The organism is Flavobacterium sp., assembly GCF_052437795.1.
In the GTDB taxonomy this organism is placed as follows: domain Bacteria; phylum Bacteroidota; class Bacteroidia; order Flavobacteriales; family Flavobacteriaceae; genus Flavobacterium.
On record NZ_JBQVPA010000004.1, the window covers coordinates 367,830 to 382,174 of the forward strand.

The 14,345-nt window shown below is 47.6% G+C and carries 8 protein-coding genes; 3 read left to right on the forward strand and 5 right to left on the reverse strand.

Going from position 1 to position 14,345, the window contains the following annotated elements:
• Window positions 1-29 precede the first annotated feature (29 nt).
• The 5 genes from ACT6R0_RS14505 to ACT6R0_RS14525 form a co-directional block, all read right to left on the reverse strand.
• Complete coding sequence (locus ACT6R0_RS14505; protein WP_444654071.1) at window positions 30-3,926, reverse strand: Ig-like domain-containing protein; 3,897 nt, start codon at window positions 3,924-3,926, stop codon at window positions 30-32.
• A 120-nt stretch (window positions 3,927-4,046) separates the two neighbouring features.
• On the reverse strand, window positions 4,047-5,585 hold the full coding sequence (locus ACT6R0_RS14510) for an alpha-amylase family glycosyl hydrolase (protein ID WP_444654070.1): 1,539 nt from the start codon (window positions 5,583-5,585) through the stop codon (window positions 4,047-4,049).
• A 149-nt stretch (window positions 5,586-5,734) separates the two neighbouring features.
• A complete protein-coding gene (locus ACT6R0_RS14515; RefSeq protein ID WP_444654068.1) occupies window positions 5,735-7,663 on the reverse strand; it encodes a beta-L-arabinofuranosidase domain-containing protein in 1,929 nt (642 codons plus the stop codon).
• A complete protein-coding gene (locus tag ACT6R0_RS14520; RefSeq protein ID WP_444654067.1) occupies window positions 7,663-8,493 on the reverse strand; it encodes a sugar phosphate isomerase/epimerase family protein in 831 nt (276 codons plus the stop codon). The genes ACT6R0_RS14515 and ACT6R0_RS14520 overlap by 1 nt, the downstream gene beginning before the upstream one ends.
• Window positions 8,494-8,653: 160 nt before the next feature.
• Window positions 8,654-9,481 carry a phytanoyl-CoA dioxygenase family protein gene (locus ACT6R0_RS14525; RefSeq protein ID WP_444654066.1) on the reverse strand — a complete coding sequence of 276 codons (828 nt, stop codon included), beginning with the start codon at window positions 9,479-9,481 and terminating at the stop codon, window positions 8,654-8,656.
• A gap of 122 nt (window positions 9,482-9,603) precedes the next feature.
• On the opposite strand from ACT6R0_RS14525, the gene ACT6R0_RS14530 reads away from it, so the two are divergent.
• The 3 genes from ACT6R0_RS14530 to ACT6R0_RS14540 all read left to right on the forward strand — a co-directional run bounded on the left by ACT6R0_RS14530 (window position 9,604) and on the right by ACT6R0_RS14540 (window position 14,326).
• A complete protein-coding gene (locus ACT6R0_RS14530; RefSeq protein WP_444654065.1) occupies window positions 9,604-10,452 on the forward strand; it encodes an AraC family transcriptional regulator in 849 nt (282 codons plus the stop codon).
• Between the two features lie 168 nt (window positions 10,453-10,620).
• A complete protein-coding gene (locus tag ACT6R0_RS14535; protein WP_444654063.1) occupies window positions 10,621-13,122 on the forward strand; it encodes a DUF2339 domain-containing protein in 2,502 nt (833 codons plus the stop codon).
• Entirely contained in the window at window positions 13,109-14,326 is a 1,218-nt protein-coding gene (locus tag ACT6R0_RS14540; RefSeq protein ID WP_444654062.1) for a hypothetical protein, read from the forward strand. Before ACT6R0_RS14535 ends, ACT6R0_RS14540 begins: the two co-directional genes overlap by 14 nt.
• Window positions 14,327-14,345: the final 19 nt, after the last annotated feature.

Here is a 14,345-nt window from a genome sequence, read left to right on the forward strand (position 1 = left end):
GCCCTTCATTCACAAAAACAATTAATAACCTATCGCTTAATTACTTTTATTGTTGTGGAAGTATCGCCTGCGGCAACCTTCGCGATATAATTTCCTGCGGCAAGCGATGACATATCCACCTGTGCTTTGGCAGTATTGAATTCTTCCGAAAGTACCGGCTGGCCCAGAAGGTTATATACTATTACCGAAGAGATCATTTCATTATAAGAAAGGTTCAGCATATCATTTACCGGGTTAGGGAAGATGGACAGGCTTGTTTTATCAAACCCTCCTGTGCCCAATACCTCTTCAACGGTAATGGCAAGAGCTTCACTGCTGCATTCGCCCTGTGTAGCGACAGCGTAGTAAATGGTACCATCAACCAATATTGTGGTTTCTGGCAATTCGTCTGTTAGCTCTTCATTCGCATACCATACGATATCCTCACCTTCTGCCTCAAGATCGGCCAGGGTCTCACCTGCTTCAAATTCCTGTGTAGCCTCACCTTCCACACCTTCAACTTCTGTTACTGTGACCATCACCCCTGTCCTCGCGCTTTCGCAGCCGTTAACCGTTTGCGTCACATAATATAATCCTGTTTCTACAGCCACTGTACCTTCAATGGCTTCGCCGCCTGTCGCAGTTTCATACCATGCAAGGCCTGTGCCTGCAGCGATAAGTTCACTCACAGTAGCAGTGTTACAAAAGTTCATGTTAGATATTTCGGGAGTAGCAGGTACTGTGTTCACGGTTACGGCGACCATTGTCCTTGTACTTTCACAACCGTTAACCGTTTGCGATGCATAGTAGCTTCCTGTTGCAAGCGGCGCATTTCCTGCAAGGGCAATACCACCTGTTTCGGCAGCATACCATTGGACATTCTCTCCTGCAGTTACCATCAGCTGGCTCACGATACCGCTACCGCAGAAAGACTGCGCTACAGCGACCGGAGCAGCAGGGATGGCATTCACTGTAACTTCAACAGCTGTCCTTACAGCGCTTTCACATCCGTTCATTGTTTGCGATACATAGTAAGTACCTGTAGCAAGTGTCGTAGTGCCTGGTAACACTGTACCGCCAATTGCTGCATCATACCATTGTGGGGCAATACCGGCAGTAGCGAGTTGGCTAACTGTAGCAGCACCACAAAAATCCTGGTCGGCAGCGGCCGGTGCAGGAGTATTGTTCAGCTGGACAGCTACGGCCGACCTTAGCGTACTCTCACATCCGTCTACCGTTTGCGAAGCATAATAAAGCGAGGTACCCACAGCAATGGCAGTAGTTTCGGCAAGCGCAGTACCACCCGCAGGGGCCGTATACCATAGTATCCCTGTTCCTGTAGCATCAAGGTCGGCAATAGTAGCCGCTGTACAAAAAGTTTGCACGTTATCTACAGCCGGTGCGGCAGGAATAGGATTAACCGTTACTGCTACCAATGTCCTTGGGCTTTCGCAGCCGTCGATCGTTTGGGATACATAATAATTCCCTGTAGCTATGGCAGCAGTTTCGTCAAGTTCAGCACCACCAGTTTCGGCAGCATACCATTTTGTGGCTTCGCCTGTAGTCACCATTAATGCTGCAACAGTGGCAGGGCCACAGAATGCCTGGGCTGAAGCTACAGGTGCTGCAGGTATTGGGTTCACAGTTACAGCTACGGCTGTTCTTGGGCCTTCACAGTCTGTTACTGTTTGCGATACGTAATATGTGGCAGTTGCCAATGCTTCGGTACCGGCAAGTTCAGCTCCGCCAGTTTCAGCAGTATACCATTTTGGAGAAGCACCTGTTGTTACAACAAGCTGGCTAACTGTAGAAGGGCCACAGAATATTTGTGCTGCCGCGATCGGGGCGGCTGGCAGTGGCGTAACTGTTACAGCAACGGTAGTTCTTCCGCTTTCGCATTCGCCAATGCTTTGCGAAGCATAATACGTTTGTGCCGTAAGCACTTCTGTAGCAGCAAGGGCAGTACCACCTGTAAGAGTAGTATACCATTTTATATTAGTACCTGTTGTTGACTGAAGGCCTGCTACTGTAGTACCGTCACAAACTGTTTGTGCAGGAGGGGCTGTTGGCAGGTCAACTATCACGACTTCTACCTCAAGAGGCATGGCAGTATTATTCATCGTATCAACAAGTGCGATCTCAAAAGTGATCGAACCATAGCTAACTCCGGCTGTAGGGTCAAATCTTACATAAACGGTTTGGTCTGCGCCTTCAAGAACATTGCCTATCTGGAAAGAGCCGTCAACAAAAGTACCCGTTGCGCTTCCGCTAAAGCTGATGCCTTCAAGCGCCGCGCCATCAGGGCCGCTTATCACTACTGTACCCGTGCCCATTCCTGTACCGCTTAGGTTGGTCGCGTCAAATGTAATTGAACCTATCGCGCCGTTAGGGTCAGTGCTAAGGCAGGCAGGCTCAAAATCAATGGTATTGCTTATCAATGTAAGTGTTGTAGGCCCTGCAAGCGCATTTGTCGTGCCTTGACCTGTAGCGCTCCATGGCGTTTGTATGCCCGCACCGTTCTGTGCTGAAAAACTAAATGTGTAAGTAGTGCCCGGCTGTAGAGCATTTACACTGATAATTGCTCCCCATTGCGCGGCAGTGAGCCATACAGGAACAATTCCAACTGAGCCATCTGCGTTCACGTAGTCATTTTCATATCCGCCACCCTCTATAACAATAGCATAAAGTGTGTTGGCAGGGTTTCCATTTATATCAAGCGCAACATTGAGACTGAATATCCCCGGGTTGCTGACAACCGGTGCGCCCGGAATATTAGCATGGGACCAAAATGAGTATTCTGTGCCATAAGATGTTCCTGTACTATTTGTTGCATAAGCCCTGTAATAGTATTGTGTATTAGGTGAAAGACCTGCAAGGTTGCTGGTAAATGTCCCGGCACCAGTACCATTTGTAGTCACAGATGACGCTATTGTTGGGTTTGGGGTAGTTGCCCATACCACACCACGCGCCGTAACAGTATCATTTCCTGTATTCGTCACATTTCCTCCAGATGCCGCGGTAGAAGCAGTTATGCCCGTAGCCAGAACTTCAGTTGTGACCACGGTCGCGGGAAGAGGGTTAAGAGTGGTTACATCGATCACATTAGAACTTGAAGAAGTCTGTGCTCCAATTTCCGCACGGACCCTGTAATAGTAATCAACATCAGGCTGGATGCCTAAATGAACAAAATGAGACAAACCGGTAACGGCAATATTGTCGTAATCTTCAAGTATGTTGGCAAATGCCGAATCAGTAGCTACATCAAGCCTGTAGCCCGTTGCACCTGTCACACTGTTCCAGTTGGCCGTAAATCCCGATGCCAAAATATTCGTGGCCGCTGTTGCTACAGGTGTTGGGGGGGCATTTAAAGCTACACTTCCGTTGAAGTTGAATTCATTTACGCTAAATGTTCCACCCGCCGCACCATTACCCCAACCATAAAGGCGGAATGTAATTGCGGTCGTTACATTGTCAAATGCGGCACCGCCTAAGTTGATAGTATAGGGACCCGACTGGCTGCCGTTGGCGGTTACGCTGCCTGTTACTATGTTAGCTGCATAATTATCGAGGCTCGACCTTACAGCGTAGGTATTGGCACCCGTGTTAGACGATTGCAGGTACAGCACAAGGCTGGTAAAGTCGATCTTATAACCTGCATTGGGAGTCAGGGTGAAGTAGAAATAATCAGTAGCATCAAATGTTGCAGACCAGCTGTTGGCGCTATAACGGTTGCCTGCCGCAGCACCTACTATGCCCGGGCCCCTGCCCACACCGCTTACGGTTATGTTGGCATCTTTCACATCTCCGGAAGTAAATGGGTTTTGTGAACTCGGAGCACTGTCTGTAATGGGATTGTTCCAAATCGATTGCCCCCACGATCGTCCGCCGACCAGCAAGACGATCAAAAGCAATCCCTGAATAAAGTTCTGCTGTAAAATTTTCATCATAATTTTTTTATTGGTTTTATCTTTCAAAAGCAACCAAAATTATGATTCCGAAGCCCTAAACAGGTTTCGTGTAGATAAAATAACCTTTAAGTTTTTGTTAATCAATTTCTTATCGGGTGTCTAAAATCTGTAAACCTGTACAGTATATGGGGTAAGCGTAAGGTATCTTCCGTCTTCGGGCAATTTTACGTTCGGTGTTCCTGAAAGCAGTTTCAGTCTGGCAAAGCTATAATCTTCGTACGGATCTATCAAAGCCTCCTGCGGCTCTGCTGAAAGATTGATCACTACAAGTATCTTTTCGAGATCATTTATCCTCATAAATGACAATACCTTGTCATTGCTATTAGGTACTGTTTTGTAGGCTCCCACAGCGAGCGCCGGATGGAGTTTCTTAAGCCTTATCAGTTGCTTATAATAATTCCAAAGCGAGTTGGGGTCCTTTTGCTGCTCCTCCAGCGAAATGCCATCATTGGGCTTCATATTGCGGTTGTCCCACCACGGGCCCGAACCCCTATACCATGCAGCCATACCGGGGCCGGTTTCTGCAGCATACCACTCAAATGCCTCACGGATGGGTATGTCGGTGCCGTCGGTCGGATGCTGCTCCCTCTTCCCTTTCATTCCGATCTCCTGTCCGTAATATATCGAAGGTATTCCTCCCATTAATATATTTAGCGCGGCTCCGATCTTCAGCTTCCCTATATTCATGTCCGGCAGCGAGGCAAAACGATCGGTGTCATGGTTCTCAATGAACACAACCTGGTGCTTGCCTTCCGCGTTGTACAAAAATGTGCTGTCGGCAGCCTTCTCTATCTTATTTTTATCAAATGCCCAGATCGCTTCCTTCAGCCTGAATGCGAACACCCTGTCTACATTCCCTTTGGTAAAATATTCATGTCCGTAAGAATTCCAGTCGGCCTGCTCCGCGACGATCTGCAATGCAGGGTTTACTTTGCGCAGATCGTTAAGGATGGGTGTCCAGAAATCCTTAAACAGGTTGGTCAGCTTGTTGGCATTATCCAGGTTATCCATCATATGGTCCAGGCGGTAGCCGTCCACACCATCGCTAAAGTTGCCATCCCCATTGGGGTCGGCCAAATACTTAAGGACCTTCAGGGTATATTCCTTCACTTTTGGGTCTTTCATGTTAACCACAATGATCTGCTCCTTCAGGCTATCGTAAGTGGTAAACTCGGGCACGTCCCAAAAATACCACGGCTTCTCATTGGCCTTGTCATTATAATAAAGATACTTTGCATATTGCGACTTCGGGTTCTTATACGAATCCTTAAACCACGGATGTTTACCCGTTACGTACTGCATTTCCACATCCTGGTAAAGCTTCATTTTGCGCTTGTGTACCTCAACAATAAGTTCACGGTATTCCTTAAACGTACCATACTCCTTGTCGATGGCCTCAAAATCGGTCGCGAAATAGTTATGGTAAAAATCGCTTTGGTATAAGGGTGTAAGCAATATCGTAGTCACGCCCAACTGCTGCAGGTAGTCCAGTTTTTGCTGCATCCCTTTGAGGTCGCCATGGCCATCGCCGTTACTGTCAAAAAAACTGCGCTGGAACACGTGGTACATTACCTCCCGCTGTGCAGAGGCATTAAGGGTAAGGAGTATTGTGAATGACAGGATGATTTTTTTGATCATGTTTAATTCTCGCGATTAGCATTAATAATTAGAAGAACACACCCTAACCCTCTCAAGAGGGAAAAGTTATACTCATTCCCGCAAAGACCGTCTTAAGAGCATGAGTAAGCCTACCCCTCTCCTTTGGAGAGGGTTGGGTAGAGGCCATCCTAAAACGTCACCTGCCGCAGTATCGTCCTATCCATAGGCACAAGGGTTACGGTCTCGTTCTTTCCGGTCTTCGGGTTGTACAGCCTGGTCTCAAATATAAGGTTTTTCCCTTTTTGCTTTACCTTTTCACCCGCAAATTGGTATACGACCAGATCTTCCGGGGTGTATTTCAGGTCGACATAGCCCGGCAGCGGGAAGAATTTCGTTTTCGCTTCTTTACCTGTTATGGCATGCGCCAAAACCAGGGCACCGTACGTAAAATAATGCTCGCCATTAATGTCCCGGTGGGCTATCACTTCCGGAATGAACTCAATGGTCACGGCATCCTTGGCCTTCCAGTTCTTAGTGATAATGATAAAGCCATCCTCTTCTTTATATTTAGCACTGACCTTAAATTTCGATACCCATTCCGGCTTGCGGACTTTCAGGACAAAATCCTTACCCGCACCCCCCACTTCAAAGGTAACTTTGTTGTCATGCGGATAGTTGGTGATTTCCTTTACAGAAACACCACCCATAACAACTGAGCTAGGCCCCAATAGTGAAGCCACCAAATTGCTGCCGTCCTTCAGCCACATGTACTGTACATAATAAGGCGCTATCCTGCCAGCGTTCGGTACGCAACATACAGCCGCATCCTGGTGTACGGGCGAATATTTGTAACGCGTTTGGGTCTTTACCGAATTATCGCCATTAAGCCCGCCGGTCATTTCATACGAGTTGTCGCTTTTAAGGTAGGCAATGCAGCTTTGCTCCGGATGCCTGGCACCTTGTGCAGCGTTTAAAAAGAGGGTCTCAATTTTATCGCCATACCCATGGTCACCCGACTTCGCATACAAGCTGGCATAGCTATGCAGCAATTCCTGTAGCGAGCAGTATTCGTAACCACGTCCTGTCGCGTCGGCTTTTTTGCCCGCGATCCATTCATCGCCTACCGGCCCGCCCGATGCTGTGGTGGTTTGCCTTATCTTTTCTTCAAAGTTATCAACTGCTTTTTTCAGTTCAGGATTGCCCGAAGTTTGGTACGCGGCCGCCAATGAACGTAGGTGCTCGTAGGTATGCACGCCATGGCCGGTTAACATCCTTTGGGTATCCATGAGTTTTTTATACTGCGCATCCTCATTCAGTTCTTGCGTCGAAAAATCTTTATAAAGGAACAGCGCATAGTCAAGGTACTTTTTCTCTTTCGTGATGTAATACAGTTGTTCCAGTACATCGGTAAAAGTCAGTCCGTGCGACAGCCCGCCCACATTCGGGTTAACCGAATAAAAAGGCTTCGAGCCGTCTATGGGCCAATTCACCATCACGTTATCCACTGCCTTTTTCACGGCATCCAGCACCTCCGGTTTGTCAGTATGTTCATACCACGCCAACAGGCCGCGCAGCACCGTGGCTTTGGCCCAAAGTTCGCCGTTCTCATTATCGAATTTATAACGAAGCTCTTCATCATAAATGCCGAGGTACCCATCCTCATCCTGCGTGCTCAGTATACGCTGTACGTATTGCTCTATCCGCTCCAGATGCACTTTGTCATTGGCCAAAATGGCACTGCGTATGTAGCCGTCCCACCAGTTACTTTGGGTCTCGCTGTTCCACCACAGGAACTGCACCTGCCAGTCGCCCTCATTGTCGCCCAGCGCGCCCACATCCTTGCTCTTTACTTTTTTGGTAAGCCTGTCCTTCCCGTAAATATCATCTTTTTGGATAAGGTCGGGTACCAGCTCATCCAGATGCCCTGTGTATCCGTCAAGGTTATTCTGCATCTGCTCCTTTATCCACCCTTGGGGAAGCACATCACCGAATGGCAAAATGGTATAGGTTTCCGACAGAGTTTTTACTTTTTGGAATGGGTCATTTTGCGCCATGGCGGCCGAAGCGGCAAGAAATGCGAACCCCGCCGTTAATAGCTTATTAATATATCTTTTCATCAGTTCAGGTTTATTTTGAGGTACTCTTTCATTTTTGCATTGATGTTCCATTGGTCGCCCAAAGGCTCTCCCGTAAATGGCATGGCAGGCATATAAGGCGCGGGGCCAAATTCCGGCGTTACGGTAAGACGCGTCTCCCCTATCCCTGTTTTGTAATGCCTGATATCCTTCCACCACGAGAGGAAGCAGTCCAGATGCCGGTGCCATTCCGGGGCAAATGGGTCAGCTGCCTGAGGCCCTTGCGGGTGGCCGATACGCGCATGGATGTGACCTATGTGTGGCAATATTTTTTCCAAAATATACCCCTGCCCTTCCAGCATGCTCTCCGACACGTTGCACCAGTGAGAATAGTCGGCAACAAGCTCTATTTGCGGAAAGCGCTCCAGGTACGGCAGCAGCGATGGCCCATGAAAGCTGAACCTGCCCCTATGTGTTTCGTGCAGTATCCTCACATTATTCTTTTCAGCAAAATCTTCAATGGCTTCGATCACTTTGCAATTTTCTTCAAAAGAGTAATAGTCTTTCCCTGTATGCGAATTAATGGCATCAGGTTTCAGATCTGCCAGTGATCGCAGGCGTTCCATTACCCTCTCAATATGCTCCTCCAGCGTTTCGTTCCTTGCATCGGGAACGCACTGTGCTATAAATGCGAAACCGGGGCGCGTTTCCCTCACCCCGGACAATTGATCTTTAAACTCCTCTATGAATACCCCGTCGTCGGGCATATTGATCTCTATCCCGTCGTAGCCTTCCTTCAGTACGGACTCAAAAAAAGCTTCAGCCGTTCGTCCTTCGCTGCCCCAGTGCGGGCATAAGTAGTGTAGTGTCATTATAGTAAGTGTGATTTGGCCTCATCCCCGACCCCTCTCCTTTGGAGAGGGTAGGCAGGGATGGATACCATATTATGAACGTGTATTAAATATATTAAGCCCCATTTTATCCATCTGAGTAACGCTTCTCCCTCTCCTTTGGAGAGGGGTGGGGTGAAGCCTACGGCTGATACAAGATCGGGTTTAGCGGTGTAATGATGACCTCACCCACCGTAGCTCCCGGGCACCATGTATGCCAGTCGTTTATCTGGTTCTTGTTCTCCGGGTTTTTCAGCACCATGTCGCGGTCCATGTAAATTATGGTCATTACCTTGCGCATTTCTTTAGTTGTGTTCGCCCCTGCCCTGTGGAAAACCCATCCCGAATGGAAGCTTACCTCTCCCAGGTCGAACGGCTCGATCACGTGGTCAAAGTCGGTTACCCGAAGCTTCTCCTGCATTACGTTCTCACTTTCATCGCCAATTTCAAGGTCGCGCCCCTCCACGATCACATGGCTCCCGGCACTGAATTCGAGCGGACCCATTTCCAACGGTGTGGCTTGCAACGGTATCCATGCGGTAACGGTCTTATCGGTCTCCAATGGCCAGTAGTACTGGTCGGCATGCCACGGGGTGATGCCCCCACCGCCTTCCTTGAACAGCGCTTGATCGTGGTACAACCGGCTTCCCTGCACCTGCATCAGGTCGGCGGCGATCTTGCCCAGTCTTTCGCTGAACACGAGTTGCTTTACCACATCATTTTCCCGCCACAGGTTAAATAGCTGCAAAAAAGCTTTCCCATAGGTATCTCTTTCATTAAGCGACTTTTGCTGTGTGTTCATGGCATTGACCTGTCCTGTGATCGCCTCGTTGAAAAAGGCTATGGTTTCAGCGTTAAGTACGTCCTTCAGCTTGATGTAGCGGTTGTTTTGGTAAAAAGCTACCTGTTCAGGGGTAAGTGCATATGATCCCGAAAGGTGATCCGCGATGGATGAGGGTATGTTGCTCATAGTTATCTTTTTTACAAAGCTACAGTGCATCATCATGGCTTTCAGGCACAGGAGGTCAAAAAAATAGCACTATATTGACAAAAATATCTTTAAAATAGAAAACGATCGATTATATTGTACCCATGAAAGCTGCTTATGAAAATGTAGAAAGCAAAAAGGATGGCGCATCGTTCGTGGCTTATCACTCAGTTGTTCCGTATTTTGAATTCAAATGGCATTACCACCCAGAGTATGAGCTTACGCTGATAACACAGGGAGAAGGTAAGCGGCTGGTAGGCGACAGCTATGAGAATTTTGAGGCGGGCGACCTCGTGTTGCTGGGTTCAGGACTGCCGCACACGTGGAGCAGTGAACCACTGGCAAAGGAAAGAACATCGGCTGTGGTGATACAGTTCTCTCCAGAATTCATCAACAGCTTTTTGCAGCATGCCGAATTTGACGTTATAAGAAGACTGCTGGATGCCTCGCATACAGGATCGTTCTTTGCCGCCGAATATTCCAAGCCTGTAATTCAAAAAATAAAGAAACTGCCGGACCTAAAAGGGATCGCAAGGATAACTTCCCTACTGGATATTTTGCAGCTGCTAAGCACGCAGGCAGGTAAGTCATTATCCTCTGAGTTATTTGCTTCGGCGAAAGGAAAAGAGAATGAGGAGCGTATCAACAAAGTATGCGGTTACATCCAAAAACATTCCGCCGAAAGCATCAGCCTGGATATGGCGGCGGGATCAGTAGGCCTCTCCAACAGCGCTTTTTGCAAGTTCTTTAAACGTGTTACCGGAAAAACATTCTCCGATCATGTGAATGACATCCGCACCGGAAACGCCTGCAGGATGCTTACTGAATCGGACAAAACCATCAGCGAGATCGCTTTTGCCTCGGGTTTTGAAAGCCTGACCTATTTCAACAGGGTGTTTTTGAAGAAAAAGAAGATGACGCCAAGGGATTTCCGGATGAGTATAAAGCAATGATGTTTGAAGTTATTTCGCAGAGATTCGCAAAGAAGACACCAAGAGCCACAAAGGAAGACAAGATGTAAAAAATTGATCTTTGCGAAACTTTGGACTTCTTTGGGCATCTTTGTGTTATCACCAAAACAGAATTTACACTACATTTACCTTAACCACTAACCAACACCTATGGAATACGTATTGCTTATTGTACTCATCGTAGTATTCATAATATTCCTCAATACCCTTTCGTCAAAGATCGACAGACTGAAGATCGACCTGTTCGAGGCGCACCGCAAGCTGGACTACCATACCCGCCTGCTCGAAAAATTCCAAAAACCTGCCGAAGCCGCTAAGGAACCTGCGCCTGAACCAAAACCGGCACCGCAGGCGGAAATACCGAAACCTTTATCGGATCGGCCAGCAGAAAAAACCCGCACGGAACCTTTCCCCGAAGCCCCTGTACCGGTACTTCCAAAGCCACAACCAGTACAAGAAACCATCCTACGCCCCACTGCCATACAGCAGCCAAGGCCTGTTGACCCTTCAGCACCAAGGCCGAATGTGGTACTGCCCCAACAAAGATCATGGTGGGAAAAATTCAAGGAACAGAATCCCGACCTGGAGAAATTCATTGGAGAAAACCTCATCAACAAGATCGGTATCCTCATACTTGTACTGGGCATCAGCTACTTTGTAAAATATGCGATCGACAAAGACTGGATAGGCGAGCCCGCACGCGTGGGTATCGGTGTACTTGCAGGCGGCATCGTAATGCTAGTCGCCCACAGGCTGCGCAAAAATTATAAGGCATTCAGTTCCGTACTCGTTGCGGGTGCGGTATCGATATTTTATTTTACCATAGCCGTGGCCTTTCACGATTACCAGCTCTTTAGCCAAACGGTGGCATTTATGATCATGGTTGCCATTACAGCGTTTAGCGCTTTTTTATCCGTCTTGTACGACCGGCAGGAGCTCGCTGCGCTTACGCTCATTGGTGGGTTTGCCGTGCCATTCATGGTCAGCACCGGGAGCGGCAACTACATAGTGCTGTTCAGCTATATCACGATACTGAATGTCGGCATTCTTGCTATCGCCTATTATAAAAAGTGGGGGCTCATTAAGCTGCAAGCTTATGTTTTCACGGTACTGCTTTTCGCCGGATGGCTCATCACTGAAATGGATGCCGGTACGCTGCCCTACCGGGGTGCACTAGCCTTCGCTTTTACATTCTACTTTGTATTCCTGCTAATGAACATCATTAACAACGTGCGGCGCAAAACACCTTTCTCCAACATGGAGCTTAGCATACTGGTGAGCAATACCTTCCTTTTCTATGCGGCGGGAATGGTGATACTGGAGAATTCAACACCAGAGTATAAAGGGATATTTACCCTCTTGCTGGGTGTTTTCAACTTTTGCTTTTCATGGCTGCTGTACAAAAAGCTGCACATTGACCAACGGGCCATTTACATCCTCATAGGGCTTACGCTTACGTTCGTCACCCTTGCCATCCCGATACAGTTCGAAGGCAACTACATCACACTCTTCTGGGCTGCCGAAGCCGTATTGCTGCTATGGCTTGCGCAAAAGTCGAAAATTGAGAGCTTCCGTTTCGGATCGGCCATCGTGCAGGCGCTCATGCTCATCAGCCTGGTCATGGATTGGATGGACCTCTACTATTATGGCAAGTCGCTGCGCATCATCATCAACCCGGCATTCATGACAAGCCTGTTTGCCATTGCCTCCTGCTTTGGCGTTATCCTGCTGCTGCGAAAGGATACGGGTATTTACAAACTGTACGGACTCTCATTTAATGTAGCGAACTATCAAAAGATCGTTGGTATCTTTACCCTTATACTTGTATATACCTCAGGTTTTTGGGAACTCAGCTTTCAGGCAGACACCTACCTCGAAAGCACCTATGCCGCCTACAGCCTGTTGGTGCTGTATCATCTGGCTTTCTGTATTGTTTTCATCCACATCCATTGTATCGGAAAAGACAAGCTGCACGAAAAACTGGGTACGCTCATAGGCATTGCCAATACGGTAGCCTTTATATTGCTGTTTTCAAACCTCGCCTATTATGAGGTGGAAGATTACCTTGATATGGGTGTTTCAATGCCGTTGGCCTATTGGCTGCATTTTGCGCTGCTGGGACTGGTCATCTATACGGTAATTTTGACTTACAGGTTAAACCGCGAAAACTTTGTGGACCGGATGCGCAACGAAAAAGCGCTGCCTTGGATCACGGTTTTTCTGCTTGTATACTTAGCCAGTTCCGAACTAATGGTAAACTGGCTCATGATCGCGATCAAACCTGTAACTACTGCTGTAGAAGTAATTGGTAATACGGTAATCACTCCCGGGGCTTACGAAGAAATTGCAGGCGTACGCGACCATGTTATAAAAACAGGTTACCCTGTACTTTGGGGTGCCATTGCTTTTGTGCTGCTGCTCATCGGCATACGCAAGCAGTTACGCAGCATACGTATTGCCGCGCTGGTACTGTTGGGGCTGACGATAGCGAAATTGTTCCTTTATGATATCCGCAATGTGTCAGAGACCGGCAAGATCATCGCGTTCATACTATTGGGGATACTGATATTGGTGATATCGTTCCTGTACCAAAAAGTAAAGCGCCTTGTAACCGAAGACAAAACTGAAAATGACAATAATGAAACTGTTTAAAGTATTTTTCCTTCTGATAAGCACTATGGCCTTCGCGCAGGAATTTACCGTATCTGCAAAAATATCAGCCATAAAAGAGAGCGGCCCGCACGTTATTTATGTGGGTTGGCAGTTCCGCAGCCTAAGTGATGAAAACCCGGAAATAATCCGCATTCTGGACAGCAGGAATATGGAAGTGCCTTATTTTTTAGAATATGGCGCTACCACCGTGAATGAGCAGGGCTTTCGGAAATTCCCGATCATCACAAAAACCAACATTCCCGGAAAGTCCTCATCATTCACCATAGAAAATACTTCGGCAGGAAAGATGCAGGAGCTTACCCTGGCCATAGCCAATACCGATGCCATAAAAACGTACAGCATCAGCGGGAGCAATGACAACAGGGAGTTTTTCGGATTGGTCAATGATCAAATCTTAAATGGCCTGAACGATCCTGCCGACACGAAAGTGTATAAAACGATCTATCTCCCGCTGCACAATTACAAATACATCCGTATTGATCTCGACGACAAGAAAACCCTTCCTGTAAACCTACTGGAAGCCGGACAGCTTACCGAAAGCATTACGCCTGTCGCCATGGAGGAACTTGTGCCCTATGTAAAGGTAGAGAAGGCAGATGGCGGAAAAAAAACACGCATCAGGGTAAAACAGGACCATTGGATACTTATCGACCGGATGGTTTTCGACATCAAGGGGCCATCCTTCTACAAACGGAACGCCCGGATCATGGTAAACCGTGAGGAAAAAGTAAAAAGGAAACTGCATAAAACCGTGAACGTTGTTGAAGAATTCGAATTAGGATCCTCCACCAAAAATGCTATCGACTTCCTCCATTTTGAGGAAAAGGAGTTCATTATCGAAATAGATAATCAGGATAACCCACCGCTTGACATCGCATCGGTAAAATTTTACCAGGCACCCCTGCGATTGGTAGCCGACCTGAAGGCAGGAGAGGATTATACTGTGGCAACCGGAAATGACAAACTTGGTGCTGCCCAATACGATTTCATCAACTTTAAGAATAAGCTGCCAAAGAACCTGCCTGTTGCCACACTTTCCGATGCAAAAACCATTAACATCAGCGCCCCTGAAAAATCCCCGGCCCACAACCCGTGGATAATGTGGGTGTGCATTGCGGCCGGTGCCGGTATAGTAATCTATTTTTGTATCAGCATGGTACGGGATATGAAGGATAAGGTCTGAATTTCGTGTCATTTCGAAC

Excerpts from the sequence above, each read along its gene's own strand:
- ACT6R0_RS14505 (WP_444654071.1), bottom strand. The coding sequence starts at position 3,926 with ATGATGAAAATTTTACAGCAGAACTTTATTCAGGGATTGCTTTTGATC.
- ACT6R0_RS14510 (WP_444654070.1), bottom strand. The coding sequence starts at position 5,585 with ATGATCAAAAAAATCATCCTGTCATTCACAATACTCCTTACCCTTAAT.
- ACT6R0_RS14515 (WP_444654068.1), bottom strand. The coding sequence starts at position 7,663 with ATGAAAAGATATATTAATAAGCTATTAACGGCGGGGTTCGCATTTCTT.
- ACT6R0_RS14520 (WP_444654067.1), bottom strand. The coding sequence starts at position 8,493 with ATGACACTACACTACTTATGCCCGCACTGGGGCAGCGAAGGACGAACG.
- ACT6R0_RS14525 (WP_444654066.1), bottom strand. The coding sequence starts at position 9,481 with ATGAGCAACATACCCTCATCCATCGCGGATCACCTTTCGGGATCATAT.
- ACT6R0_RS14530 (WP_444654065.1), top strand. The coding sequence starts at position 9,604 with ATGAAAGCTGCTTATGAAAATGTAGAAAGCAAAAAGGATGGCGCATCG.
- ACT6R0_RS14535 (WP_444654063.1), top strand. The coding sequence starts at position 10,621 with ATGGAATACGTATTGCTTATTGTACTCATCGTAGTATTCATAATATTC.
- ACT6R0_RS14540 (WP_444654062.1), top strand. The coding sequence starts at position 13,109 with ATGAAACTGTTTAAAGTATTTTTCCTTCTGATAAGCACTATGGCCTTC.